The 25,100-nt window shown below is 73.9% G+C and carries 23 protein-coding genes and 1 pseudogene; 9 read left to right on the forward strand and 15 right to left on the reverse strand.

Features of this window, described 5'->3' with window-relative positions; translation table 11 throughout:
* Positions 1–24: 24 nt before the first annotated feature.
* Entirely contained in the window at positions 25–558 is a 534-nt protein-coding gene (locus DQ392_RS30520; RefSeq protein WP_114018940.1) for a DUF1990 domain-containing protein, read from the reverse strand.
* A 48-nt stretch (positions 559–606) separates the two neighbouring features.
* Entirely contained in the window at positions 607–2,190 is a 1,584-nt protein-coding gene (locus DQ392_RS30525; RefSeq protein ID WP_114018941.1) for an alkaline phosphatase D family protein, read from the reverse strand.
* A 288-nt stretch (positions 2,191–2,478) separates the two neighbouring features.
* On the opposite strand from DQ392_RS30525, the gene DQ392_RS30530 reads away from it, so the two are divergent.
* Complete coding sequence (locus DQ392_RS30530) at positions 2,479–5,535, forward strand: hypothetical protein (RefSeq protein WP_114018942.1); 3,057 nt, start codon at positions 2,479–2,481, stop codon at positions 5,533–5,535.
* Between the two features lie 213 nt (positions 5,536–5,748).
* Positions 5,749–6,657, forward strand: a complete 909-nt coding sequence (locus DQ392_RS30535) for a YceI family protein (protein ID WP_114018943.1) — start codon at positions 5,749–5,751, stop codon at positions 6,655–6,657.
* Between the two features lie 69 nt (positions 6,658–6,726).
* Here the strand turns inward: DQ392_RS30535 and DQ392_RS30540 are convergent, their stop codons facing one another.
* Positions 6,727–7,623: an alpha/beta fold hydrolase gene (locus tag DQ392_RS30540; protein ID WP_114018985.1), complete on the reverse strand. Its 897-nt coding sequence runs from the start codon at positions 7,621–7,623 to the stop codon at positions 6,727–6,729.
* A 127-nt stretch (positions 7,624–7,750) separates the two neighbouring features.
* Here DQ392_RS30540 and sigJ point away from each other — a divergent pair, with 127 nt between their 5' ends.
* Positions 7,751–8,728, forward strand: coding sequence for an RNA polymerase sigma factor SigJ (sigJ, locus tag DQ392_RS30545; RefSeq protein ID WP_114018944.1), 978 nt, complete (start codon positions 7,751–7,753; stop codon positions 8,726–8,728).
* Here the strand turns inward: sigJ and DQ392_RS30550 are convergent.
* The gene (locus DQ392_RS30550) at positions 8,686–9,459 is read right to left on the reverse strand and encodes an SDR family oxidoreductase (protein WP_114018945.1); all 774 of its coding nucleotides are present in this window, start codon (positions 9,457–9,459) and stop codon (positions 8,686–8,688) included. The two genes, sigJ and DQ392_RS30550, sit on opposite strands and share 43 nt — an antisense overlap.
* Positions 9,460–9,730: 271 nt before the next feature.
* On the opposite strand from DQ392_RS30550, the gene DQ392_RS30555 reads away from it, so the two are divergent.
* Positions 9,731–10,504 (forward strand): GntR family transcriptional regulator, encoded by a 774-nt coding sequence (locus DQ392_RS30555; RefSeq protein ID WP_114018946.1) that lies wholly within the window; start codon positions 9,731–9,733, stop codon positions 10,502–10,504.
* A gap of 27 nt (positions 10,505–10,531) precedes the next feature.
* Here DQ392_RS30555 and DQ392_RS30560 read toward each other — a convergent pair whose 3' ends face one another.
* A complete protein-coding gene (locus DQ392_RS30560; protein WP_114018947.1) occupies positions 10,532–11,704 on the reverse strand; it encodes an ROK family protein in 1,173 nt (390 codons plus the stop codon).
* 152 nt (positions 11,705–11,856) lie between these two features.
* Here DQ392_RS30560 and DQ392_RS30565 point away from each other — a divergent pair, with 152 nt between their 5' ends.
* Entirely contained in the window at positions 11,857–12,273 is a 417-nt protein-coding gene (locus DQ392_RS30565) for a hypothetical protein (RefSeq protein WP_114018948.1), read from the forward strand.
* Positions 12,274–12,286: 13 nt separating this feature from the next.
* Here the strand turns inward: DQ392_RS30565 and mug are convergent, their stop codons facing one another.
* The 6 genes from mug to DQ392_RS30600 all read right to left on the reverse strand — a co-directional run bounded on the left by mug (position 12,287) and on the right by DQ392_RS30600 (position 19,055).
* Entirely contained in the window at positions 12,287–12,799 is a 513-nt protein-coding gene (gene mug, locus DQ392_RS30570) for a G/U mismatch-specific DNA glycosylase (RefSeq protein WP_425470640.1), read from the reverse strand.
* 65 nt (positions 12,800–12,864) lie between these two features.
* On the reverse strand, positions 12,865–14,304 hold the full coding sequence (gene purB / locus DQ392_RS30575; RefSeq protein ID WP_114018950.1) for an adenylosuccinate lyase: 1,440 nt from the start codon (positions 14,302–14,304) through the stop codon (positions 12,865–12,867).
* Positions 14,305–14,464: 160 nt separating this feature from the next.
* Positions 14,465–15,262: an SGNH/GDSL hydrolase family protein gene (locus tag DQ392_RS30580; protein ID WP_114018951.1), complete on the reverse strand. Its 798-nt coding sequence runs from the start codon at positions 15,260–15,262 to the stop codon at positions 14,465–14,467.
* A gap of 73 nt (positions 15,263–15,335) precedes the next feature.
* Positions 15,336–16,346 carry a hemolysin family protein gene (locus DQ392_RS30585; protein ID WP_114018986.1) on the reverse strand — a complete coding sequence of 337 codons (1,011 nt, stop codon included), beginning with the start codon at positions 16,344–16,346 and terminating at the stop codon, positions 15,336–15,338.
* On the reverse strand, positions 16,343–17,704 hold the full coding sequence (locus DQ392_RS30590; protein WP_114018952.1) for a hemolysin family protein: 1,362 nt from the start codon (positions 17,702–17,704) through the stop codon (positions 16,343–16,345). Before DQ392_RS30590 ends, DQ392_RS30585 begins: the two co-directional genes overlap by 4 nt.
* A 445-nt stretch (positions 17,705–18,149) precedes the next feature.
* Positions 18,150–19,055, reverse strand: a complete 906-nt coding sequence (locus DQ392_RS30600; RefSeq protein ID WP_114018953.1) for a TIGR03621 family F420-dependent LLM class oxidoreductase — start codon at positions 19,053–19,055, stop codon at positions 18,150–18,152.
* A gap of 177 nt (positions 19,056–19,232) precedes the next feature.
* Between DQ392_RS30600 and DQ392_RS30605 the strand changes: the two genes are divergently transcribed.
* On the forward strand, positions 19,233–19,496 hold the full coding sequence (locus DQ392_RS30605) for a toxin-antitoxin system HicB family antitoxin (RefSeq protein ID WP_245982155.1): 264 nt from the start codon (positions 19,233–19,235) through the stop codon (positions 19,494–19,496).
* Positions 19,493–19,864, forward strand: a complete 372-nt coding sequence (locus DQ392_RS30610; protein ID WP_114018954.1) for a fic family toxin-antitoxin system, toxin component — start codon at positions 19,493–19,495, stop codon at positions 19,862–19,864. The genes DQ392_RS30605 and DQ392_RS30610 overlap by 4 nt, the downstream gene beginning before the upstream one ends.
* Positions 19,865–19,927: 63 nt before the next feature.
* Here the strand turns inward: DQ392_RS30610 and bioD are convergent, their stop codons facing one another.
* From bioD to bioB, 3 genes are all read right to left on the reverse strand, one after another.
* Positions 19,928–20,695 (reverse strand): dethiobiotin synthase, encoded by a 768-nt coding sequence (bioD, locus tag DQ392_RS30615; protein ID WP_114018987.1) that lies wholly within the window; start codon positions 20,693–20,695, stop codon positions 19,928–19,930.
* 68 nt (positions 20,696–20,763) lie between these two features.
* A complete protein-coding gene (locus DQ392_RS30620; RefSeq protein WP_114018955.1) occupies positions 20,764–22,116 on the reverse strand; it encodes an adenosylmethionine--8-amino-7-oxononanoate transaminase in 1,353 nt (450 codons plus the stop codon).
* Positions 22,109–23,326 carry a biotin synthase BioB gene (gene bioB / locus DQ392_RS30625; protein ID WP_114018988.1) on the reverse strand — a complete coding sequence of 406 codons (1,218 nt, stop codon included), beginning with the start codon at positions 23,324–23,326 and terminating at the stop codon, positions 22,109–22,111. Before bioB ends, DQ392_RS30620 begins: the two co-directional genes overlap by 8 nt.
* 282 nt (positions 23,327–23,608) lie before the next feature.
* On the opposite strand from bioB, the pseudogene DQ392_RS30630 reads away from it, so the two are divergent.
* Together DQ392_RS30630 and DQ392_RS30635 are read left to right on the forward strand one after the other, a co-directional pair.
* Positions 23,609–23,858 (forward strand): annotated as a pseudogene (locus tag DQ392_RS30630) (8-amino-7-oxononanoate synthase); the annotation flags it as partial.
* 307 nt (positions 23,859–24,165) lie between these two features.
* Positions 24,166–24,597 (forward strand): ATP-binding protein, encoded by a 432-nt coding sequence (locus DQ392_RS30635; protein ID WP_114018956.1) that lies wholly within the window; start codon positions 24,166–24,168, stop codon positions 24,595–24,597.
* A gap of 148 nt (positions 24,598–24,745) precedes the next feature.
* On the opposite strand, the gene DQ392_RS30640 is transcribed toward DQ392_RS30635, so the two are convergent.
* Positions 24,746–25,045, reverse strand: coding sequence for a hypothetical protein (locus tag DQ392_RS30640; RefSeq protein ID WP_425470641.1), 300 nt, complete (start codon positions 25,043–25,045; stop codon positions 24,746–24,748).
* Between the last annotated feature and the right edge of the window lie 55 nt (positions 25,046–25,100).

Raw genomic sequence — 25,100 nt, forward strand, 5'->3', positions numbered from 1 at the left:
CGACCGGTGCACGTCCTTCTTCCGTCATGGGCGCGTACCGGCGGAGACCGCCTGCCGGGCCAGCCGCCGCAGGGCCCATCCGCAGTGGTGCGCGTAGAGCCGCTGGAGCACCGGCACCAGCGGCCCGCCCACCCGCGTCCACCACGTCGCCGGTCTGCTGTACGCGCGCACGGTCAGCCAGACGCGCCCGTCCGCCGCGTGCTCGACCCAGAACGCCTCCTCGCCGCACTCGGGGTGCCCGGGAAGGGTGCCGTACGCCCACCCGGCGTGGCGCTCCTCCTCGACGGCCCACACCACCCGGCAGGGCCCCTGCACCCGCAGCCGTCCCACGCCCAGCCCGACCGTGACCCGCACCCCGGGTGCCGCCCGCTCGGCGTCCGCCCGCACCCGCACCCCCATCGCACGGTGCATCCGCCACTCCAGCAGGGCGCGCGAGGCCACCGCGAAGACGGGCTCGCCGGCGCCCAGCAGGGTGCGCACGCGCAGGCCGTTGAAGCCGGGAGGGGTCACCCCCTGCGCGGTGCGGCCGACGGGGGAGTAGGTGAAGGGAACGCCCATGTTGCCCAGTCTCCCGCACCCCAGGCATCCCCCGGAGGGGCCTGGAGCCTACTGCCCCACCCTGCCGGGCTGGAGCACCTTGGTGAACAGCACGGCGCCGCCCTCTTCACGCAGCCGCACGGTCAGTTCGCCGGTGGAGGCGTCGATGTCGACCTGGCCGAAGTACTGTCCGCCCTCCGTCGGGGGAGTGTTCGCGCGTGTCGGTGCCTTGACGAACTTCTGGTCGGGGCCGAAGGTGCCGTCCAGTTCGAGCGCGGCGAAGCCGCCCGCGTTCATCGGTCCAGAGACGAACTCCCAGAACGGCGCGAAGTCCTTGAAGGCGGCCTTGTCCGGGTCGTACCGCTGGGCGCACGTGTAGTGCACGTCGGTGGTGAGCCACACCGTGCCGGTGACCCGGCGGTGCTTGATGTGCCGCAGCAGCTCCGCGATCTGCAACTCGCGGCCGAGCGGGGCGCCCGGGTCGCCCTGCGCGACCGCCTCGTAGTCGGTCTTGCCGTCCGGGACGACGAGCCCCAGCGGCATGTCCGAGGCGATCACCTTCCAGGTGGCGCGGGAGCGCGAGAGCTCACGCTTGAGCCACTCCAGCTGCCGCTCGCCGAGGATGCCCTGCGCGTCGTCCGGCTGCCGTCCCGGCGAATTGGCGTTGCGGTAGGCACGCATGTCGAGGACGAAGACGTCGAGGAGCGGACCGTGCCGCACCACGCGGTGGACGCGCCCGTCGTCGTCCCCCGGGCGCAGCGTTCCGACCGGGAAGTACTCGCTGAAAGCCCGCAGGGAGCGGGCCGCCAGCGTCGAGACGTCCTTGACCGTGTACCGGTCGTCGTCGAGGATCTCGCCCGGGTACCAGTTGTTGAGCACCTCGTGGTCGTCCCACTGCACGATCCACGGCACCTGCGCGTTGAAGTCGCGCAGCTTGCGGTCCAGCAGGTTGTAGCGGAAGTTGCCGCGGAACTCCGCCAGTGTCTCGGCGACCTTCGACTTCTCCTCGGTGGTGACGTTCCGCCACACGCCGCCGTTTGGGAGCTCGACGCGCTCCTGGATGGGGGAGTCGGCGTAGATGGCGTCGCCGCTGTTGAGGAAGAAGTCCGGGTTCAGCCGGCGCATCTCGGCGAAGATGGGGTAGCCGCCGCGGTCGGGGTTGATGCCCCAGCCCTGTCCCGCCAGGTCGCCCGACCACAGGAACCGCACGTCCCGCCTGCGGTGGGGTGCGGTGCGGAAGGTGCCGTACACCGGCTCACCGGTGCGCCGCGGATCGTCGGGATCGGCCAGGGTCACCCGATAGTGGATTTGTTCTCCCGCCGGGAGCCCGTGCAGCGCCGTACGCCCTGTGAAGTCCGTGTCCGGGCCGACGAGCGGCCCGTGCCACCGGCGCGGGTTGCGGAACGTCTCGGTCGCCGACGTCTCGACCAGCATGCGCGCCCGGCGGTCCGAGCGCACCCACACCAGCCCGGAGGACGCGGTCACGTCCCCGGCCTGGACACCCCAGTCGGCCGACGGGCGGCCGCGGCGGGCCTGCGCGGGCGCCGCCGCGCCCACCAGGGGAAGGGAGAGCGCGGCTCCCGCTGCCGCCGTGCCGCGCAGTACCGCGCGGCGCCCGTGGGATCTGCCGGTGGTCGGATCGGCCTGTGCCATGGACGACTCCTCGATGCGGTGAGATGTCTGACGGTCGCTGCCGCCTCGTCGGTCTCTCGTGCCGGCCGGGTACGCCGGAAGGGGCCGGGCGGCGGTGTGCGGTGACAGCTCTACCCCGCCCGGATGCCGTGCACCCGACGTCCCAGTGAACACCCGCCGTCACACTCGGCAGAAGGGGCACGTCCCGCGTACGTACCGTCAGGACGTTGCGATCGTCCTAGGATGCCGCTTCACGGACAACCGAGACCGCACGCCACACGCACGCCGTTCCCCGGCACGGGAGGCCCGATGACCACCAGCCGAACACCCGCGCAACTGCGCGGGGAAACGCGGGCGCAGGGCCTGGCCCCGCACGGGCCCGAGCGCGTCGCTCGGGCGGAGGAGCTGGTCGCGGCGGCCGAAGAGCTGCCGGGTCATGACACGCCGGAGGGGCGCGCGGCGCTCGCCGAAGCGCTGCTGCATCTTGCCGCGAGCCGCGCGTTGGGCACTGGTGCTCGCGCGTGCGCCCCCCTGGTGGCTCGCGTGCTGGACCTTCAGGACGCACATCCGGACGCCTTCGACGAGGACGCCGGGTTCGCCCTGCTGTGGTCGCTGCGCTGGGCCGTCGAGGACGTGCTCGGCGACCCCGCGGTCCCGGCGGCGGACGTCGAGGGGTGGCTGTCGCTGATGTCCCGCCGCCACGCGCGCGCGGGCCTGTCCCAGCGCGCCGTGCACGCACGGGAGTTCATGGTGGCGCGGGATCTCGGCGACAGTCCCCGCGCCGTCCGCGCCTACGATGCCTGGCTGGAGGCCGGACGCGATGAGAGCGCGGACTGCGCGGGCTGCGAACTCGCCTGGCGCGGACAGGCCCACGCCGCGCGCGCCCAGCAAGCCGACGCCGCACGGCCGGGAGCGGGCGCGGCGGACGACGAGGCGGCGCTGCGGCTGTGGGAACCGGTGCTGCGCGGCGACTACCCGTGCACGAGCCGCAGGTCGGCGCTGCTGGCCGACTCGCTCCCTCCGCTGCTGCGACTCGGCAGGATCGAGGAGGCACGCTCCAGGCACGTCGCCGGGTATCTCCTGGTGCGGGACGCGCCCGCCGCGGGGGGTGCCGCCCTCGCCCCGCACCTGGAGTTCTGCGCCCGCACCGGGAACGAGCCGCGCGGCCTGGAGATCCTCACCGAGCAGAGCGCCGCGGACCGGCAGCAGGGCGGCGACCAGGCGGGGCACGGCGCCTGGATGGCCTCCGTCGCGCTGCTGGCGCGGCGGCTGGTCGAGCTCGGCCGCGGGGACCTGCCCGTGCCAGGGCCCGGTGGCCGCCCCCTGACGGCCGCCGCACTGGAACAGGAAGCCGCCTCGCAGGCGCTGGAGACCGCCGCGCGCTTCGACGCGCGCGCCGCCTCCGACCACCACCGTGCGGCCGTACGCGCCCGGCTCGCGCTGCGGCCGTGCGCTCCCCGGCTCCCGCTCGGAGTGGGCCCCGGCGCGCTGCCGTGGCCCGGGGCGCCGGCCGCGCCCGACCCGCACGGGATGCTCGCCGAGGCGCGCAGGCTGAGCGCGCTCGGCCACCCCTCGGCGGCGACGGCGTGGGTGGCGGCCGACGACGCCGTCACCCGCGGCGGCGTGGACCTCGGCCCGGGCGAGCAGGCCGAGGTCCTCGACCACCTCGCCATGCTGCTCGCGCGCCGTGACCCGGCGGCGGGGGCGGCCCGCTTCACCGAGGCGGCGAGCCTGTTCGCCGGCGCGGGCCTGCCAGGGGAAGCCCTCGCCTGCCGGGCCCGCGCCGTCTTCTCCGCCTCGTTCGCACCGGAGGGCACGCGCGTACCGCCTGAGCCCATCGGCGCGCTGTGCGCCGAGGCCAGGCGGCTGCACGCCGAAGGGCGCGTCGGCACCCGGCACGCCACCGCCGTCCTGCTGACGGGGGCCAGGATGCGGGCGCGCGAACTGAGCCCCTGGGCGGACGGCGACGAGGAGGACGGCACACCCTTCGACGCCGCACGGGGGGCACCCGACGCGCTGGGCCCGGCCGCGGACGCGCTCGACGCCGAGCTGGCCGATCTGATCGCCCTGGCGGAACCCGACAGTGCGGCGCCGGCGGTGCGCGCCCGAATCGCCGAGGCCACCGAGACCCGCGGCCGGCTGGCCGCACAGCGCGGCGCGCCCGCCAGGGCGGCGGAGCTGCTCACGGTGGCGGCCGAGCTCTTCCACCAGGCCGGGCGGCCCTGGGCCGCCACAGGGCCCGAACTCGCGCTCGCCCGCCTGCTCATGGAAACGGGGGACCACAAGCGCGCCGACGAGGTGCTGTGCGGCGCCCTGGAGGAGGACCGCACCGAGGGCCGCGCGGCCCGTACCGCGCACGACCGCGCCCGCCTCCACCTGCTGCACGCCGACGTGCACGCCGCACAGGGGCTCCTGACCGACGAGGCCGCGTCCCTGCGGTCCGCCGTGCACGAATTCGGGACGGCGGGGGAGGGGGACGTGCCCCGCGCGATGCTGCGTCTCGGCGGCTGCCTGCTCGCGCTGGAGGAGACGGACGAAGCAGCTGCCGTGCTGGTCGGTGCCCTGGACGGGCTGCTGGAAGCCGCCGACGAGACGGGCATCGTCCAGGCGTGCGTCTGGCTCGGCCACGCGAGCGGCAGGCCCGAACAGCTGCGGGAAGCCGCCAGGCTGCTGCACAAAGCGGCCCTCGGGCCGCAGCCGTGGCAGGACCGGCACGGGCGCGCCGTCGTCACCCACCTGGCCGCCGACACGCACCGGGCCGGGCACAGGTTCGCCGAGGCGGAGGAGCTGTACGCGGGGGCCGAGGAGCTGTGGCGCGCGCTGGGGGACCACCACGCGGTCATCCGTACGATCCACGCCCGTGCCTGGCTCGCGCGGGAGTCGGGCGCCGAGGTGGCGGAGTCGCTGCGCCGCATGGACGCGGCGCAGGAGGAGATCGCGGCGGTGCTGCGCCGCCAGGAGGCGCAGCTCGACGAGGAGCAGCGGCTCCGCCTGCGGCTGGAGGTCGGCCACACCTTCCGGCAGACCGCCGAGTTGCTCATCGAGCCGGTTCCGCTTCCGCTGCCGCTCTCCGGTGAGCAGGCGGAGGCGGCGCTGGCGTGCTACGCGCAGGGCATCGCGTACGCGGACCGTGCCGTGGAGGCGTTCCGCGCCTGCGGGGAGGCGGGGTTGCACGAGGCGACCAGCGCGGAGCTGCGGGCGGCCGGGCTCGAAGCCGACCTGGGCCGCTACGAAGCGGCCGTGGTCCGGCTCACACGGGTACGCGCCACCTATCCGGAGGGCACGCCCGATCCGCACGGCACCGTCACCGAGCGCATGAGCGAGGCGGGCGCGCTGGAGGTGCGGATCGAGAACGCGCTGAGCTGACGCCCGGGCACGCCCTCGTCGGGCCCTGCGCGGTACGCGGCAGGCGTGAGGCCGTGGTGGACGCCGTTTCTTCCGTGGGTTGGGACAGATTTCAACGACCGGGTGCATGGCAGCAGCGGGCACATCCGTACGATCGTGCGCGGCTCCCGAGGAGCCCCACCCCCCACGATGAACGAGCGTCACGAGCACAGCCAAGAAAGAAGGACGATCAGTATGGGCCTCGGAACCCTTCTACGGAGAAGGCCGAAGCAGGCCGACCGAGGTGGGTGGATGGCCGGGCTTCCGGCCGACGCCGGGTTCGCCGTGCTGCGGATCACCGATCCGGTCGGTGAGCCGCTGCCGAATGCCGAGATCACTCTGACGTCCAGCGAGACGGGTCGCCGCATGGTCAGAACGACCAGCGACCCCTACGGCCTCGTCACGGCCGCGCTGCCACACGGTACGTACGCTGTCATGGCCACGCTGGAAGGCTTGCAGCCCGCCCACCGCACTCTCGACGTCGTCGCGGGCACCCGGCCCGCGCCGGAGAGCATCCAACTGCTGTCGGGCCAGACGCCGGAGCTGCCGCAGCCCGGAGTCTGGCTCATCGATCCGCCGCACACGGCGATCCGCTTCGTCGCGCGGCACGTCGGCATGGCCAACGTGCACGGCAGGTTCACCCGCTTCGAGGGCGGGATACGCGTCGCCGAACAGGTCGAGGACAGCTATCTGGAGATCAGTATCGAGGCGGCGAGCATCGCCACGGGCAACAGATCCAGGGACGACCATCTGCGCTCCGCGGACTTCCTGGACGTCGAGCGCCACCCCTACCTGCACTTCGCGAGCAACCGGTTCATCCACCGCTCGGGCTCCAGGTGGACGGTTCAGGGCACGCTCACGCTGCACGGCGTCAGCCGCACCGTGAGCCTGGACACCAACTACCTGGGCGCGGTCAACGGCGGATACGGCGAGGAGCTGCGGTGCGCCGCCCGCGCCACCGCCGAACTCCACCGCGAGGACTACACCTTGAACTGGCGGAACATGCTGGCCCGCGGTATCGCCATCGTCGGCCCCACGGTCCAGCTGGAGATGGACGTGCAGGCCATGTACCGCACGCACGACACCCCGACACCGCCGCAGTGACCCCGCGGTGACCGCCGCACCCCGTGGCCTGGCCCGCCGCCGGATCGGGTCGCGGGGTGCGGCCGCCGGTCACGGCCCCTCGCTCAGGCCGGGGCCGGCCGCCTCGGCCGTGTCCGTCACGACGCGGGCGACGGCCGCCGGGTCGTCGTTCATCGGTACGTGTCCGCAGCCGCGCAGCCGCACCAGGCGGGCGCCAGGGATCGTGTGCTTGGCCCGTACGCCCTGGCGGCGCAGCAGCAGCCTGTCGCGGTCGCCCCAGCCGATCGTCACCGGTACATCCGCGATGTCGTGATCGAAGCGCGAACCGGGGCGACGCCCTTCCGCGAGGACCGGAGCGAAGCCGCTGCCCTGCCGCAGCGCGCGGGTCTCGGCGACCACGGAGTCGGGCGAACGCCGGCCGGGGCGGGCGTAGATGGTGCTGGTCAGCGCGGCACGACCCGCGGCGGAGCGGGCCACGGGACCGAGCAGCGCGTCCGGCAGCGCCCGCGCCCCCGCCCGCATGCCGCGCAGCACGGCGAAGGCGTACAGCCGCTCCGGTGTGGTGTAGAAGCCGGCGGGGGAGAACGCGGTCACCGACCGCGCGTGGCCGTGCAGGCCCATCTCCAGTGCCAGCAGCCCGCCCAGCGAGTTGCCCACCACGTGCGGACGTTCGACGCCCAGCGCCGTGCACGTGTGGGCCAGCAGCGGCACGATCTCGTCGATCCCGTAGGAGAGACCTTCGGGCAGCCCGGGTGAGGCGCCGAACCCCGGCAGGTCGACGGCGATCACGTCGTAGCTTCCCGCGAGGACGGTGAGCACCGGCTCCCACGCCTGCCAGTGGTGTCCTATGCCGTGCAGCAGCAGCATCGGTTCACCTTGTCCGCGCCGCTCGTAGGCGACCTCGAACGCGGGCAGCCCGGGCGGGGAGACCTGGACGGTGGAGGCGGAGACGCGGGCGGGTGTCTGTGGGGTGAAGACGGCGGGCATGACCACTCCTGGTTCCTGTGGCGCGGTTCGCTGCGGCAGGCGGCTGGTTGACACGATGTCAGCAAGGGGCCCGGCACGGAAGCCCCGCGCACCACGGCGGCCGCGCCGCCGATGGCATGATGACCAGGTGAGCGCAGACGCGACCGAGGTCTTCCAGGGACACCGCCCCGTGCTCTTCGGCGTGGCCTACCGCATGCTCGGCCGCGTGGCCGACGCCGAGGACGTCGTGCAGGAAGCGTGGCTGCGCTGGTCGGCGGCCGACCGCGCACAGGTGCGCGAGCCGCGCGGCTACCTCGTCCGCGTCACCACCCGGCTGGCCCTCGACCGGCTCCGCCAGGTGCGCTCCAGGCGTGAGGCCTACGTCGGCTCCTGGCTGCCCGAGCCCCTGGTCACCGACCTCGCCCCGGCCGCGGCCCGCGAGCACCAGGACGGTGCCGAGCGCGCGATGCGGGCCGAGTCGGTCTCGGTGGCCCTGCTCGTCGTCCTGGAGTCGCTCTCCCCGCTGGAGCGCGCCGTGTTCGTGCTGCGGGAGGCGTTCGGCTTCCCGTTCGCCGAGATCGCCGGGACGCTGGAGCGCAGCGAGGCCGCCGTGCGGCAACTCGCGGGCCGCGCCCGGCGGCACGTGGCCGAGCGCAAGCCGCGCTTCGACGTCGACCCCGGGCTCCAGCGCGACCTGACCGAGCGCTTCCTCGCGGCCGCCGTCGACGGCGACCTCGACGGACTGCTCCGCCTGCTGGCGCCGGACGTGCGGCTGCTCTCCGACAGCGCGGGCAAGGCGAAGGCGCCGCGCAGGGTCATCGACGGTGCGGACAAGGTCGGCCGTTTCCTGGCCGCCGTCGGACCGCAGGCCGTGGAATTCTCCCTCGGCTTCCGCTTCCTGGAGCTCAACGGGGCCCAGGCTCTGCTGGCGACCCACGAAGGACGCGCCGACACCGTTTTCGCCCTCGACGTGGCCGGCGGACTCATCCAGGCCGTCTACCTCATACGGAATCCGGACAAGCTCGCCCACCTGCACGGCGCCGCCGCCGGTGCGGGCGAGGAGAGGGCCGGAGCCGCGGTGGGTCACAGGCCGCCCGCGACCCGCAGTACGGCCCCCGAGGTGTAGGACGCCTCGTCCGACAGCAGCCAGGCGACCGCGTCGGCGATCTCCTCGGGCTCGCCGGGGCGCCCCGCCGGTGTGGTCCTCGCCTTCTTCCAGGCGCGGTCCGGGTCCCCCATCGCGGCGTGCATCCCGGTCAGCACTGAGCCCGGCTGCACGCAGTTGACCCGTACGCCCTCGCCGGTGAACTCCTTGGCCAGACCCACCGTCATCGCGTCGACCGCGGCCTTCGAGGCCGCGTAGTGCACGTACTCGCCGGGGGAGCCGAGGGTGGCGGCGGAGGAGGAGACGTTCACGATGGCGCCGCCCTGCCCGCCGTGCGCGGTCGACATCTCGCGCAGCGCGCGGCGGGCGCACAGCAGCGCTCCCGTCACGTTGACGTCCACCACCCGCCGCATCACCTCGGGCGCCGTCTCGGTGAAGCGGCCCAGCGGCCCGGAGATCCCCGCGTTGTTGACCAGACCCGTGACCGGTCCGATTGCGGAGCGCACCGTGTCGAAGAGGCCGTCGACCGCCTCGGCGTCGCTGGTGTCCACCCGCGCGGTGACCGCGTCGCCGCCGGCTGCCCGTACCGCCTCAGCCGTCCGGGCGGCCGCCTCCTCGTCATGTGCGTAGCCGATGCCCACGTGGTGCCCGGCGCGGGCGAGGCGCAGCGCCGTCGCGGCGCCGATGCCCCGGCTCCCGCCCGTGACGACGGTGACGCGCTGGAGGGTGGCGGGGATGTCGGGGCCGGACATGGGGCTCCTCCGGGGGCGGGGCGAGACGGGCGGCTGATCGATGATCGATCATTTCAGCGCCCCCGAAGCTCCGCAAGAGCCGGTGCACGGCGGCTCCACAAGAGCCTGCGGGGCGGCGCGCGCACCGCCGCCGGCCCACCGCGTCGATTGGTCTTGACCAAGGGTGGGGGCCGTCCTATCGTCAGGGACATACGCAAGGGCCTTTAAAAAACAAGGACACATAAACACCGCCACACCGCCCGCTGGGCGAACGGGGATTGCGGAGGCAAGGGTGGGGACCACGCAGCTGGAGACGGTGCCGGAGCCCAAATACTGGCACCTGAAGACGGTGCTCTCCGAAGCGCTCGACTCCGAGTTCGCGGTCGGCGAGATCCTGCCGAACGAACGCGAGCTGGCCGCCCGCTTCGGCGTCGCCCGCGCGACGCTCCGACAGGCGCTGGAACAGCTCGAACTGGAGGGCCGCCTCCAGCGCCGCCGCGGCGTCGGCACGACGGTCGCGCCGCCCCGCGTCGGCGTGGACGTCGGTTCGGAGAGCGGCCCCCACACCTGGCCGGGCGCCCCGGGCGACGCCTGGCACACCGAGGACCACGCCTGCGTGGCAGCCCCCTCGACCGTGGCGCAGCTGCTCGACGTGGACACCGAAGCGCCCGTGCACGCGGTGCGGCGCAGCCGGATGACCGGCGGCCAGCAGGTGGCGTCCGAGACCCTCTACGTCCCCGCCGCCACGGTCCCCGCCGTCCCCACGGACGAGCAAGGCACCGAGGGCGCGGGCGGCACGTTGCACCCCACGGCCCGCGCCCGCACCGTCCTGCGCGCACTCCACCAGTGCGAGCTGGGGGGTCAGGACCGTACCGTCGAGCTGGGTTCCGCACGCGCCGACGACGCGCGCCGTCTCGACCGGCTGCCCGGAGCGCCGGTGCTCCTCGTCACCACGCGCTACCTCGTCGACGGCCGCACGGCGGCGGTCTCCCTCGCCACCTACCGGGCGGACACCTGCCGGCTGTCGTTCAGCGACGGCGACGCGATGTCCCTGATGGCGAGCTGACCTCCACTCTCCCGCCCGCGGCTGCGGCTAGTGGGCCGCTTCGGGCTCGTCCAGCGTGAAGAGTTCGTTCTCCGCGCGGTCCAGGGCGACCCGCAGCGCCCCCGTCGCCACGGCCGTCTCTCCCAGGTGTGAGAGGGCCACGCGCGGCGGCCTGAGGCAGTAGCGCGCCAACTCGGCGCGCAGCGGGTCCAGCACGCCGTCCAGGCCCGAGGCCCAGCCGCCGACCACCAGCAGCTCGGGATCGAGCGCCAGCACGAGGGCCGCCACGTCGTGGACCAGGCGGGCGAGGAAGCGGTCCATGGCGCGCCGCGCCTGGTCGTCGCCCCCCTTGGCCTGCGCGAACACCCGCGCCACAGCCGCCTCGTCGAGCGGATGCAGCGGCTCGTCCGTGGTGGACAACAGCCGCTCAGGCGTCGCCTCCCTGCCGAGCAGATGCAGCGCGCCGATCTCCCCGGCCGCGCCGCCGAAGCCCCGGTGCAGCCGCCCGCCGATCAGCGACCCCGCGCCGGGGCTCAGCCCGGCGAGCACCATCACCACGTCGTCCACGCCCCGTGCGGCGCCCTTCCAGTGTTCGGCCAGCGCGGCGGCGTTCGCGTCGTTCTCCACCAGCACGGGGCAGCTGAACGAGCGCCGCAGCCGCTCACCGAGCGGGAGACCCGTCCAGCCGGGGAGCGCCGTGCCCAGGTGCACCGTCCCGTCGGCCTCCACGATGCCCGGCGTGCCGACGCCGACCGCGCGCAGCGTGTCCCGCGCGGTGCCGGTGCGGCGCAGCAGCTCGGCGAGGGTGGCCCGGCACTTCTCCAGCCGCACGTCCGCCGGCGCCGTCTCGGCGATCTCCCGGGTCAGCGACCCCAGGATGCGGCCCGTCAGGTCCGAGAGCACGGCGGCCACCCGGTGCGGGCCGATCTCCAGCCCCAGCAGGTGGCCCGCCTCGGCCCGGAAGCGGAACCGCCGCGCGGGGCGGCCGCGCCGCGCCGCGCCGCGCGGCGGGTCCGGGGCGTCCTCGGCCTCGGCCACCAGGCCCGCCTCGATGAGGTCCTCCACCACGCCCTCGACCGTGGGGCGCGACAGCCCGCTCGCGTGTACCAGTTCGGTGAGGGTCAGCGCCGTCGGCGTCGCCGGTCCGCGCAGCGCCCGCAGCACGACCGTGGAATTGATCCGCCGCAGCAGGGACGGATCCCGTCCGCTCAGACCGCTCACGCTCCGCCTCCCTGCCTGTGCGCGTGGGGCGGATCGTAACCGCTCCGGCCGATCACGGCGAGTGGCGCGGGTACCCCGTCAGCGGGGGCCGCGTATCCGCGAGCGGAAGAGCCGCCCAACCGGCTGTCGGAACCGGAAGGTTGACTGGTCGTATGCACCTCGCGCACCACCTCACAGCGCTCGGCCGCCTGCGGGCGGAGCCCGCCGCCCACATCGCCGTCTTACGCGCCGCCGAGCCGGAGCCCGACGGGGATCCGGCCGCACTCCTCACGGCCGAGGAGGAGGTGCGCGGCGATCACGAGGCCCTGCTCGTCCTGCTGTCCCGGCAGTGGGGCGAGCCGCACGTGCTGGATCTGGGCCCGCACCTGCTGGCCGCCGCGGACGGGGCCGGGCTGCCCGAGCCGGAGGGCAGCCTGTGCTGGCGCGTCGCGCGGCTCGCGTTCTGGACGGTGGAGGGCCGCTGGATCGGGCTCGGCCTGGCCCGCCGCAGCGAGGCGGTACCGCTGCAACTGCTCGCCGCCGTGGGGGAGCGGGGGCGGCAGGCCCCTGCCCCGTCAGTCCCCGGGTGAGGCGACTGCCCCATCAGTCCTCGGGTGAGGCGACCAGGCGCAGTCTGCCGAACTCCGCGGCCAGCGCCGGCGGTGTGTAGTGCGCGTTCAGGCCGCTGGGATTGGGCAGCACCCACACCGGCACCCCGCCGATCCGCCGCTCCTGCGGGCCCATCGCGGCCTTGCGCTCGTCGAAGGCGGCCCGGTAGGCGGTCACGCCGAGGACGGCCAGCCAGTGGGGCCGCAGCAGGGCGACCTTCTCCTCCAGCAGCCGCCCGCCCTCGGTGAACTCCTCCCGGGACAGCTCGTCGGCGCGCGCCGTGGCCCGGGCCACCACGTTGGTGATGCCCAGGCCGTAGGAGAGCAGCTCGTGCTCCTCATGGGGGTGCAGTCGGCGCGGAGTGAAGCCGGAGGCGTGCAGCGCGGGCCAGAAACGGTTGCCGGGACGGGCGAAGTGGTGGCCCGTCGCCGCCGAGAGCAGCCCCGGGTTGATGCCGCAGAACAGCACCCGCAGCCCTTCGGCCGCCACGTCGGGCACTGGGGGCACCTCCCGGACGGAGTCTGGGGGAGTGCCGCGGGCGGCCTCCAGCTCCTCCTGGGTGAAGCGCGGGCTCAGAGGATCGCCCCCGGCCGGTAGGCGGCGGCGTCCGGGTGCAGCGCGGCGACCTCCTGGACGCGGGCGACGACCTCGGCCGTCTGCGCCGCCGCCGCCCCGGTGAAGGAGAGCCGGTCGGCCATCAGCGCGTCCAGCGCGGCGCGGTCCAGCGGAATGCGGGTGTCGGCCGCCAGCCTCTCCAGCAGTTCGTTGTGCTCGGCGCCCTTGCGCATCGCCAGCGCGGAGGCCACCGCGTGCTCCTTGATGGCCTCGTGTGCGACCTCGCGGCCGACCCCGGCGCGCACGGCGCCCATCAGCACCTTCGTCGTCGCCAGGAACGGCAGGTAGCGGTCCAGCTCCCGCGCCACCACGGCGGGGAAGGCGCCGAACTCCTCCAGCACCGTCAAGAACGTCTCGACCATGCCGTCGAAGGCGAAGAACGCGTCAGGCAGCGCCACGCGCCGCACCACCGAGCAGGAGACGTCGCCCTCGTTCCACTGGTCGCCCGCCAGCTCGGCCGCCATGGAGGCGTAGCCGCGCAGGATCACCATCAGGCCGTTCACGCGTTCGCACGAGCGGGTGTTCATCTTGTGCGGCATCGCCGACGAGCCGACCTGGCCCTCCTTGAAGCCCTCGGTCACCAGCTCCTGTCCCGCCATCAGCCGGATCGTCCTGGCCAGCGACGAGGGCGCGCCACCCAGCTGCACCAGGGCGCTGACCACCTCGTGGTCCAGCGAACGCGGGTACACCTGGCCGACGGAGGTCAGGACCCGCCCGAAGCCGAGGTGCTCGGCGGTCCTGCGCTCCAGGTCGGCCAGTTTGGCGGCGCCCTCTTCTCCGCCGCCCATCAGGTCCAGCATGTCCTGCGCGGTGCCGACCGGACCCTTGATGCCGCGCAGCGGGTAGCGGCGCAGCAGCTCCTCCAGCCGTTCGAAGGCGACCAGCAGCTCGTCCGCGGACGTCGCGAACCGCTTGCCCAGCGTCGTGGCCTGCGCGGCGACGTTGTGCGAGCGGCCCGCCATCACGAGCGCCGCGTGTTCGCCCGCGAGCGTGCCCAGCCGGCTCAGCGCCGCCACCGTGCGGTCCCGCACCAGCTGGAGGGAGAGGCGGATCTGGAGCTGTTCGACGTTCTCCGTCAGGTCACGCGAGGTCATGCCCTTGTGCACCTGCTCGTGCCCGGCCAGCGCGTTGAACTCCTCGATGCGGGCCTTCACGTCGTGCCGGGTGACCTTCTCGCGCTCCGCGATCGAGGCCAGGTCCACGGTCTCCAGCACCCGCTCGTAGTCGGCGAGCGCCTCCTCGGGCACGGCGACACCCAGGTCCCGCTGGGCCTTCAGCACGGCGAGCCACAGCCGCCGCTCCAGCACGATCTTCGACTCGGGGGACCAGATGCGGACCAGCTCGGGGGAGGCGTAGCGGGACGCCAGGACGTTCGGGATGCGCGGCTTGTCACTCACGCCGCCCGAGTCTACGGGCCGCTGTGCGGTGCCCTGCCGCTGACCTGCTGGGAGCCGGGCCCGGCCGGGGGCCGGGCCGCCCCTGTGGGTGCCTCGCGGTCTGCCGGTGCGTTGTGGCTGGTCGCGCGGTCCCCCGCGCCCCTTCGGGGCGCCTGTCAGCTCAGAGGGGGGTCAGCTCGGGGCGCTTGGGGGCGCGCCCGTCGCCGGAGGAACGGCCGGTCAGCCGGCGGCCTATCCACGGCAGCAGATGGACGCGGGCGAAGCGCAGGTCCGCCAGGCGGCGGGTGGGCCAGGACGGCGGCCGGGAGGGCGGCAGCGGTGCGTCCCAGTCCGCCTCGGCGGGCAGCCCGAGCCGCTGCCAGACGGCCTCGGCGACACGGCGGTGCCCCTCGGCGCTCAGGTGCAGCCGGTCGTCGGCCCACAGCCGGGGGTCGGACAGCGTCCGGGACCCGAACAGGTCGACGACCACGGCGCCGTGCCGCTCGGCCAGCTCGTCGATGAAGGCGAACAGCTCCTCCATGCGGGCCCGGTACCTCTCCAGCACCGGGCCGCTGCGGCCGGGGCTGCGCATCAGGACGAGAGTGCCGCAGGACGGCGCCAGCTTGCCGACGGCCTCCTCCAGCAGCGCGCACACCCGTGCCGTGTCGCAGCGCGGCCGCAACACGTCGTTGAGCCCGCCCACCAGCGTCACCAGGTCGGCGCCCATGGCCACCGCGGGGTTGACCTGGTCCTCGGTGATCTGGCCGATGAGCTTGCCGCGTACGGCCAGGTTGGCGTAGCGGAAGCCGGGCTCAAGCGCGGCCAGCCTGGCCGCCAGCAGGTCGGCCCAGCCGCGGTAGGCGCCGCCGGGCAGCACATCCGACATGCCCTCGGTGAACGAGTCTCCCAGGGCCACGAACGAGCGGATGGGGGAGGCGGGTTGCGAGGACGCCGCGGGGGAGGAAGCTGTGCTGGTCACGGTCGCCCATGGTAACCCGTTGCCCCGAGCAACGACTCCGGCCCTCGGGGCAACGGGCACTACCTCGCGCGGCCTACGGCCGCCCGACCAGCTCCCGCAGGACGTCCTCCATCGTCACCACGCCGGTGGCGCGCCCGTCCGGGCCCGTCACCGCGGCCAGGTGCGTACCGCTGGACCGCATCGCGCCCAGCACGTCGTCCAGCGGCAGAGAGGCCCTCACCCGGGCGATCGGCCGCATCGCGGTCAGCGGGAACGGGGCCTCGCGCGGTGAGGCGTCCAGCGCGTCCTTGACGTGCAGGTAGCCCAGTACGCGTCCGTCGTCGTCGACCACGGGGAAGCGGGAGAACCCGGACTCGGTCGACAGCCGCTCCAGGCCCTCGGGCGTCACCCCCCGGCCCGCGATGACCACCTTCGGCAGCGGCTGTGCCACGTCGCCGACCGGCCGCCTGCCCAGCTCCAGGGCATCGCGCAGCCGCTCGGTCGAGCGGTCGTCCAGCAGCCCGGCCTCGCTGGAGTCGGCGACCATCTGCGCCAGGTCGTCGTCCGAGAACGCCGCCTCGACCTCGCTCTTGGGCTCCACACGGATCAGCTTGAGCAGCCCGTTCGCGAACGAGTTCACCGCGAAGATCACCGGGCGCAGCGCCCGCGAGAGCGCCACCAGCGGCGGCCCCAGCAGCAGCGCGGCCCGCTCGGGCCCCGCCAGCGCGATGTTCTTGGGCACCATCTCGCCCAGCAGCATGTGCAGGTACGTCGCCAGTGACAGGGCGATCACGAACGAGACGCCGTGCGCGATGCCGTCCGGCACGCCCATCGCGTGGAAGACCGGCTCCAGCAGGTGGGCGATCGCGGGCTCGGCGACCACGCCCAGCACCAGCGTGCACAGGGTGATGCCGAGCTGGGCCGCGGCCAGCATCTGCGCCACGTGCTCCAGGCCCCACAGCACCTTGCGTGCCTTCTTGTCGCCGTCCTCGGCCAGGGGTTCGATCTGGGCGCGGCGCACCGAGATCATGGCGAACTCGGCGCCGACGAAGAACGCGTTGACCACCAGCGTCAGCAACCCGATGATGAGCTGGACCGCCGTCATCGCCGTGCCTCCGCCCACTCGTCGTCGTCCGCCTGCGCGGGGTCCTCACCCGGTCTGGGGCTGTGCAGCCGCACCTGCGCCGCACGCCGCCCCGACGCGTCCGTCACCTCGATCAGCCAGCCGGCGACCGTCGCCGTGTCACCCGCGGCCGGGATCCGGCCCAGCTCGGTCGCTATCAGGCCCGCCAGCGTCTCGAAGGGGCCCTCAGGGGCGCGGAGCCCGATGGCCTCCAGCTGGTCGGTGCGGGCCGCGCCGTCCGCGTCGTAGATCCGCCGGCCCTCGGCGTCCTCGCCTGCGGGGGCCAGGTCGGGCGTCTCCAGCGGGTCGTGCTCGTCGCGGACCTCGCCGACGACCTCCTCGATGATGTCCTCCAGAGTGACGACACCTGCCGTGCCGCCGTACTCGTCGATGACGACCGCGATGCTGCGGTCGCCGCCCGAGAGCTGGTCCAGCAGCCGGTCGACCGTCAGCGACTCGGGCACCAGCAGCGCCTCGCGCATCAGCTCCGTCACCGGGCGCCGCGGCCGCTGCTCTACGGGTACCGCCAGCACGTCCTTGATCCGGACGATGCCGACGACGGTGTCGAGATTGCCCCGGTAGACGGGGAAGCGGGACAGCCCGGTGGCACGGGTGGCGTTGGCGACGTCCTCCACCGTCGCGGCCACCTCCAGCGAGGTGACCTGCACGCGGGGCGTCATGACGTTCTCCGCCGTCAGCTCGGCCAGATGCAGGGTGCGCACGAACAGATCGGCCGTGTCCTCCTCCAGCGCGCCCTCCTTCGCGGAGTGCCGCGCCAGCGCGACCAGCTCCTGCGGCGAGCGGGCCGAGGCCAGCTCCTCGGTGGGCTCCAGACCCATCCGCCGCAGGATGCGGTTGGCGGTGTTGTTCAGGTGCCGGATCAGCGGGCGGAACGCGGCGGAGAAGACGCGCTGCGGTGTCGCCACCCGCTTGGCCACCGGCAGCGGCTTGGAGATCGCCCAGTTCTTGGGCACCAGCTCACCGATCACCATCAGCACGACCGTGGACAGGGCGGTGCCGAGCACCAGCGCGACGGACGAGGAAGCCGAGGACGGTACGCCCATCGAGCGAAGCGGCCCGGCGATCAGCGCCGCGATGGACGGCTCGGAGAGCATGCCGACCACCAGGTTGGTGACGGTGATGCCCAGCTGGGCGCCGGAAAGCTGGAAGGTGAGGGACCGCACGGCCGCCAGCGCGCTCTTCGCGCCGCGTTCACCACGCTGCTCCGCCCGCTCCAGTTCGCTGCGCTCGACGGTCGTGAGGGAGAACTCCGCCGCGACGAAACCACCGCAGGCCAGCGCCAGCAGCAGCGCCACGAGCAGCAGGAGGACTTCCATCAACGCTCCTTCACCTCCTTCCCATGGTGGGCCAGGAGGCGCGGGCACGCGCGGCGTCGTGAGGGCATCGGCCGCACGACATGTGGGGGGATGCAACTAGGAGGGTCGCCCATGGGCGGACGCTCACACCTTTCACTTGTGATGACGGCGCCGGACCTGCGCACGTGCGGGCCCGGCGGTGTTTCCATCGTAAACGGACCGGACGGCACGCTGGTTCCCCCGCTGACCGGGGCGTTTCCGGGTCCCGCTCAGCCGGTGAGGGTTTTCACCCAGCGGCTCCAGAGGGGTTGCGGAGCGTAACCCGCGGCCTCCCAGGCGCGGTGTGACCGCTCGTTGTCGTCCAACTCACCCATGCGGCGGGTACCACCACGCCCGCCGGCCGACCGCCACGCCGTTCTGCCTGGTGGGGCGGTTCGAGGGGGCGTGGTGGGACGGCTCGGGCGGGCGGTCAGCTGCCGCGCAGCTCTTCGACCACCGGGGCGAAGGCGTCCATGTACGGGTCGAGCACCGTGAAGTACGAGAGCCCGTAACGCTCCCGGTGCGCGCGCAACCGCTCGGCCATCTCCTCGGGGGACCCGGTCAGGAGCGCCGGATGGTCCAGCAGTTCGTCGTCGGTCATCCGCGGGCCGTGGGGGCGCAGCCGCTCCAGCGCGGCACGGCGCTCGGCGGCCCCCGCGACGTACTGGATGAGGAAGTTCAGCTCGGGCGGCTCGGCCCGGTCCTGTGCGAAGCCGTGGAGTGCCGCGATCCGTCCGTCCAGTTCGGCGGGCGGGAGCAGCTCCAGGGTGCCCTCCGGCTCGCCGGGCACCTGCCGGCCGCCGGTGAAGGCGGCCACAGCGGCGGTACGGGCCGCCAGCCGCAGCACCCGGTCGCCGTTGCCTCCGATCAGCAGCGGCACCTGTTCCTGCGCGGGGCGCGGCAGCTGCTCCGGGTCGGCCAGCAGGCGTGACACTTCGGCGACGGTGTGCTCCAGGTGGTCCACCCGGCCGCCGGGCGAGGCGAACGGCAGCCGGGCCGCGTCGTGCTCGGCCTTCACGTAGCCCGCGCCCAGACCCAGCTCGAACCGTCCGTCGGACAGCTGGTCGAGGGTGGCCACCTCGCGGGCCAGCAGCGCGGGGTTCCAGAACCCGGCGTTCAGGACGAAGGTGCCGAGCCGCGGTCGCTCGGTCGCCTGTGCGGCGGCCGCCAGCGCGGGGAACGGGGCGCACATACCCAGGTGGTCGGGCACGTGGATGACGTCGTACCCCTGTTCCTGCGCACGGCGGCAGCGCTGCCGGAACTCCTCACCCGAGCCGAAAGCCAGCATGTTGACGCCGAAGCGGAACCGCCGTGCAGGGCCTGCTGGAGCGGACATCCGAAGCCTCCTGGCAAAGCCGCCTCCGGGGCGGCGAGCGGACCGACGCCCCGATCCTAGGGCCGGGTGCGCCACCGGTCGACGCCCCGTTCACCGTCCGCCGCCCCGATCGCGGCGCCGTTCACGGCCCGTCCACGGCCCTCTCCACTGCTAGCGGAACAGTGCTAGCGTGGAGGGGTGGCCAAGACGCAGATGAACGTGCGCGTGGACGAGACGACCGCGCAGGCGGCCCGTGAGCGCGCCCTGGCACGCGGAGTGAGCGTGAACCGCTACATCGAGGAATTGGTCCAGCGGGACGCGGCCGAGGTCGGACGGTCCTTCGTGGACGCCGCCGCCGACTTCATGAAGAGCTACGAGTCCGTCTTCGCCGACGAGTTCGAGGCGCTGGAGGCCGGCGGACTCCCGGGAGGCAAGGGAACCGGAGGCCTGCCGACCGCGTGACCGTCCGCATCGACCTCGCCTGGCTGCTGATCCTCGCCGAGCAGAAGACCCCCGGGGACCCGCGCGTCGCCGACTACGGCGCCCTCGTCGCCGCCGTCGCCCGCCACGAAGCCGCCATATTCGACCGTCCCGTCTACGCCGAGCCGCACGACCGCGCGGCGGCGCTGCTGCAACTCCTGCTGCACGTGCCCGCGCTGGAGCGCTCCAACGCGCTGTTCGCCTCCGCCGTGGCCTACGGCTACCTCGTGGCCAGCGGACTGAAGGTCGTCACCTCTCCCGAACGCATCCGTGACCTGGCGCGCCTGGTCAAGAGCGGCACGGCCGACCTGTCCGCCATCGCCGCCGAACTGCGCACCTGGACCCTGTGAGGGTCTCGCGTTCCCATGGAGGGCCCTGCTCCGGTTCCCGGGTGCGGCACCGGCCCGGGGGGATCAGGACGCCGGTGCCGGGCCGACCGGCTCGGAGGCGCAGCCTCCGAGTGAGGGGGCGAGCCAGCCGGGCGCCGCGGCGCTGAAGACTTCGGGCGCCAGTCGGCCCGCCCCCTCGGGGACGGCGCCCACCAGCGGAAAGCCCGCGTAGCTGGGAAGGTCGCCCACGTTGCAGCGCTCGGCCGGTCCCGGGTCGGCCGGCATGGAGCCGATCACCATGCCGGCCCCCGCAACCCGCCGGGCCCGCAGCGCCTCGGCCGTCAGCGCCGCCGTGTTGAGCGTGCCGAGCCCCGCCTGGACGACGACGAGCACGGGAGCGGCCAGCAGCCGGGCCACGTCCGCCAGCGTCGAGCCCTCCTCGTCGAACCGCACCAGCAGACCGCCCGCGCCCTCCACCAGCACGAGGTCGTGCGAGGCGGCCAGTTTCTCCGCCGCGTCCGCGATCTCCCGCGCGGGCAGGCACGCCATGCCGGCACGCCGGGCGGCGGTCTGCGGGGCCAACGGGTCCGGGTAGCGCGCCAGTTCGGCCCCGGTGATCCGGTTGACTCCCACGAGGCGCCCGACTTCGGCCACGTCTGCGGGCTCACCGGCCGCGACACCGGTCTGCGCCGGCTTGAGCACGGCCACCGACCGCCCCGCGCGCAGCGCGCACGCCGCCACCGCCGCGGTGGTCACCGTCTTGCCGATCTCCGTCCCCGCTCCCGAGACGCACAGCACACCACGCACCGCTCCGCCCCTCCTCTCCACTCTGCCGCTCGCCGTGCCGTTCATCCATCGCGTGCTGCTCGTGCCGTCCGTGCCGCTCATCCATCGCATGCTGCTCGGGTCGTCCGTGCCGCTCACGCTTCCCGCGCCACCGCGCACATCGCGGCGGCGATCCGTGCGACGTCCTCGTCAGCGGTGACGTACGGCGGCATCGCGTACACCATGTCGCGGAACGGCCGCAGCCACACCCCGGCCCGTACGGCGGCGCGGGTTGCGGCGGTGAGGTCCACCTCGTGGTCGAGCCGGACGACGCCGATGGCCCCCAGCACGTTCACCTCCCGCACGCCCGGCACTCCGGCCGCCTCCGCGAGCCCGGTACGCAGCCCGCCGCCGACCCGGCGCACCTGTGCCCTCCAGTCCTGGGACAGCAGCAGGTCGAGGGAGGCCCCTGCGACGGCGGACGCCAGGGGATTGCCCATGAACGTCGGACCGTGTGCCAGTACCGGCACCGAGCCGCGTGCGATCCCCTCCGCCACACGCGGGGTGCACACGGTCGCCGCCATGGACAGGTAGCCGCCGGTCAACGCCTTGCCGACGCACATCACGTCCGGCACCACCCCGGCGTGTTCGGCGGCGAACAGCTCGCCCGTGCGGCCGAAGCCCGTGGCGATCTCGTCGAGTACGAGCAGGACGTCGTGTGCGTCGCAGACCTCGCGCAGCGCCCGCACGTAGGCGGGGGAGTGGAAGCGCATGCCGCCGGCGCCCTGCACGACCGGTTCGACGACGACGGCGGCCAGTTCGTGCGCGTGCCGCTCCACCAGCCCCCGCAGCCGGGCGAGGTACCCCTCGTCGGGTGCGGCGTCGAAGCCGGGGGGCGGTGTGTCGGCGAACACCTGGACCGGCAGCGCACCCGACCACAGGTGGTGCATTCCGCCCTCCGGGTCGCACACCGACATCGGCTGCCAGGTGTCGCCGTGGTAGCCGCCGCGCCACGTCATCAGGCGCCGCTTGCCCGGCCTGCCCAGCGAGCGCCAGTGCTGGAGGCACATCTTGACCGCGACCTCGACGGCGACCGACCCGGAATCGGACAGGAACACGTGTGTGAGGTCGCCGGGTGTGAGGTGGGCCAGCCGTTCCGCCAGCCGCACGGCGGGCTCGTGCGTGAGCCCGCCGAACATCACATGGCTCATCCGGCCGAGTTGCCCGAGGGCCGCCTCGTTGAGCACCGGGTGGTTGTAGCCGTGCACGGCCGACCACCAGGAGGACATGCCGTCCACCAGCTCCCGCCGCCCGTACGCCTCCTGCGCCAGCCGCAGGCGCACACCGGAGGCCGACTCCACGACGAGCGGCTCGGCGACGCCGGGCATCGGGGCGTACGGGTGCCACACGTGCTGCCGGTCGAGCGCCAGCAGCTCGGTGGGCGTCAGGGGTGCGGGGGCGCCCCGATCCCCGAAGTCGCCCGCTGCCACGGTGGCCTGCTCAGGCATTGGGCGGCAGCTCCGTCCCCGCACCGCGCCGCCGCACCGCCACCCGCTCGTGCGGACGTGCGGGCCGGTCGGCCACCGCCGGCTCGCCGCCCGCGACGCCCCCGGCCGGCACTGCGTCCACGCCGCCCGCACCGTTCGTGCCGTCCGCCCCGGTCACCCTCTCCGCCCCGTTCACCCTCTCCGCGCCGTCCGCACGCCGACCGCGCCGGTGCGCTGGCAGGGTCGCCGTCGCGGTGTCCTCCACCACGAAGCCCGCGTCCCGGATCATCTCCAGGTCGGCCGTCCCCGCCTGTCCCTCGCTGGTGAGGTAGTCGCCCAGGAAGAGGGAGTTGGCCAGGTACAGCGCCAGCGGCTGGAGCGACCGCAGGTGTACCTCGCGCCCGGCCGCGAGGCGAACCTCCACGTCGGGGCAGACGAAGCGCACCATGGCCAGGATGCGCAGCGCCCGCTGCGGTGTCATGTTCCACTCGTCGGCCAGCGGGGTGCCCTCGAACGGCAGCAGGAAGTTGACGGGCACCGAGTCCGCGTCCAGTTCACGCAGCGAGAAGACCACGTCGACGAGGTCCTCGTCCGACTCGCCCATGCCCGCGATCAGCCCCGAGCACGGCGAGAGCCCGGCGTCCCGCGCCCGTTCGACGGTGGAGACCCGGTCCTCGTAGGTGTGCGTGGTGCAGATGTCCCCGTAGGTGGCCTCGGAGGTGTTGAGGTTGTGGTTGTAGGCGTCGGCGCCCGCCCGGCGGAGCCGCTCCGCCTGTCCGTCGGAGAGCAGCCCGAGGCAGGCGCACACCTCCACCTGCTCGTCGCGCTCCTTGATGGCCTCGATCGTCTCCGAGACCCGGGAGACGTCGCGGTCGGTCGGTCCCCGCCCGCTCGCCACGACGCAGACCCGCTTGGCTCCGCCGCGCACGCCCGCCGCCGCGGCCTCGGCGGCCTCGTCGGGCTTCAGCCAGGAGTACGTGAGGATGCCTGTTCGCGAACCGAGCCGCTGGGAGCAGTAAGAGCAGTCCTCGGGGCACAGCCCCGACTTCAGGTTCACCAGGTAGTTGAGCTTCACCCGTCGCCCGAACCACCTGCGGCGTACCTTCCCGGCCGCGGCGACCACGTCGAGCAGGTCGTCATCGCTTGTCCGCAGCACCGCCAGTGCTTCGTCACGCGTGGGCGTCTCGCCCCGCACGCCCTTGTCCGCCAGTGCGTTCAGCAGGTCGTCCATGAGCATGATCCTGTCCGACGGCACCGAACCGGGATATGGAGGAAGTCCACAAGACCGCTCGTCCGAGGTGTGGACGTTGTCACACCTCGACGTCCGGCATGGCAGGTTACGTTCTATTGACTGCCTACAAACGCCCTGGCTGTTCGCCGGGGTGCGACGCCGCCCGGACGAAGAGAGCCCATGCCCACGGACCCGGCCCGGGACGCTGCCCGGCGCACAGCAGCGACCCCGTTCGCCGACCCCTTCGCCTGGACGGCCGACGCCTTGGAGTCGCGCCGCACGGCCGGACTCGCCGGCACTCCCGGCACGGTCGCCACCGTCATCCTGTCCAAGGCGCTGGCAGCCAGGGCGGCGCGGTCCTCGGCCCCGCGGCGGCCGGAGCCGCACTCGGCGCGCTGCGGCTGCTGCGCCGCGAACCACAGCGGGCGGCCCGCCCCCGTGCGGCGGCCGCCGCCGTGCACAGCCGGCTCACCGCCGCGAGTCTGGACGCCCCCGCCCCGACGCCGCCGTTGTCGCCGTCCGCGCCCCGTCCGCGCCCCGTCCGCGCGGGCCGTGGACGCCGTGATCGCGACTGCTCCCGGCGGCGGCTGACGGGGCCGCGCCGACGGATACGCCGCGTTACGTCCCACGGCGGACGGATATGAGTCATCGCGGACAAGTTCACCGCTTCGAGGGACAGTTGACGGTGCAACCAGCAGGTTCCGCCGCACAGTGTCCGGCGGAGTGGCACTCTGTCGCGCAGCGGTCGACCGGGCCGCTGGGTCTCCCGCCCTCCTCGCACCACGCCCGCCGCCGCACGACGCGGGAGCCCACGGCCCCGCGAAAGGGACGCCCTCGCCATGGCAGACAACCAGGAAGCGACGCTCACCCTGCCGAGCGCGCCCGCCTCCGTCACCGCGGCCCGCAGACACGTCACGGACGTGTTGCTCTCCTGGGGGCTGGGCGAGGGCACCGACGCCCTGGAGTCGCTGCGCCTGATCGTCTCCGAACTCGCCACCAACGCCGTCCAGCACACCTGCGGGCAGTCGCCCGTCTTCACCGTGGACCTGCGGCTGGAGGGCGCCGAGTGGCTGCGCCTGGGCGTGAGCGACTCCCACCCGAGAAAGCCGCGCCGCCTCCCCGCCTCCGTGCAGCAGGACAACGGGCGCGGCCTGGCCATCATCCGTGCCCTGACAGCGGAGTCGGGCGGCCGGATGACCGTCGCACCCGCGGGCGAGGGCGGCAAGACCGTCTGGGTCGACATCCCCTGGATGCCTCTGGCGACGGCCTGAGGCCCGTCGGGCCACTCTGTCGACGCAGGCACCCGATCTCCCCTCCGTGGCCACGAGAGCGGTCGCATGTTCCGGACGTCACCGGTTGAGGAGGTGACGACCTGAGATGAGTCGCGGCTACGGCCGCAGCCCGTCGGAGCCGTGCACGTCAGGCGGGCCGCGTGGTGCGGGACCGAACCGTCTCGGCCCGGGCCATCAGCCCTGCCACGCGCAGCGGGTCACCGGAGTGCGGCACCGCTCCCTCGACCAGTGCGAAGGGCAGCAGGACCACGGCGCCGACCGCGAACGACCAGGCGGTCAGCGTGCAGGAGCTCTCCCCGACGCCGGCGCTGCCGGCCCGCCGGGTCAGCGCGAGGGCGCCGTCCCGGCCGAGCCGTTCGCGCAGGACCAGCCGCACGCTCAGCGCGACGAACACCGGGCCGGCGCCCAGTGTCACGGTGGTCGCCACCGCGACGCTCGTGGCGGGGCACCGCAGCGAAGTAGGCCGTCTGGAAGACGGCCAG

Source organism: Streptomyces reniochalinae (assembly GCF_003323735.1).
Taxonomy (GTDB): Bacteria; Actinomycetota; Actinomycetes; order Streptomycetales; family Streptomycetaceae; genus Streptomyces; species Streptomyces reniochalinae.

Coding starts and splice junctions, on each gene's coding strand:
- DQ392_RS30520 (WP_114018940.1), bottom strand. CDS start 558: ATGGGCGTTCCCTTCACCTACTCCCCCGTCGGCCGCACCGCGCAGGGG.
- DQ392_RS30525 (WP_114018941.1), bottom strand. CDS start 2,190: ATGGCACAGGCCGATCCGACCACCGGCAGATCCCACGGGCGCCGCGCG.
- DQ392_RS30530 (WP_114018942.1), top strand. CDS start 2,479: ATGACCACCAGCCGAACACCCGCGCAACTGCGCGGGGAAACGCGGGCG.
- DQ392_RS30535 (WP_114018943.1), top strand. CDS start 5,749: ATGGGCCTCGGAACCCTTCTACGGAGAAGGCCGAAGCAGGCCGACCGA.
- DQ392_RS30540 (WP_114018985.1), bottom strand. CDS start 7,623: ATGCCCGCCGTCTTCACCCCACAGACACCCGCCCGCGTCTCCGCCTCC.
- DQ392_RS30550 (WP_114018945.1), bottom strand. CDS start 9,459: ATGTCCGGCCCCGACATCCCCGCCACCCTCCAGCGCGTCACCGTCGTC.
- DQ392_RS30565 (WP_114018948.1), top strand. CDS start 11,857: ATGCACCTCGCGCACCACCTCACAGCGCTCGGCCGCCTGCGGGCGGAG.
- DQ392_RS30585 (WP_114018986.1), bottom strand. CDS start 16,346: ATGACGGCGGTCCAGCTCATCATCGGGTTGCTGACGCTGGTGGTCAAC.
- DQ392_RS30600 (WP_114018953.1), bottom strand. CDS start 19,055: ATGTCCGCTCCAGCAGGCCCTGCACGGCGGTTCCGCTTCGGCGTCAAC.
- bioD (WP_114018987.1), bottom strand. CDS start 20,695: ATGAACGGCACGGCGAGCGGCAGAGTGGAGAGGAGGGGCGGAGCGGTG.
- DQ392_RS30620 (WP_114018955.1), bottom strand. CDS start 22,116: ATGCCTGAGCAGGCCACCGTGGCAGCGGGCGACTTCGGGGATCGGGGC.
- bioB (WP_114018988.1), bottom strand. CDS start 23,326: ATGGACGACCTGCTGAACGCACTGGCGGACAAGGGCGTGCGGGGCGAG.
- DQ392_RS30635 (WP_114018956.1), top strand. CDS start 24,166: ATGGCAGACAACCAGGAAGCGACGCTCACCCTGCCGAGCGCGCCCGCC.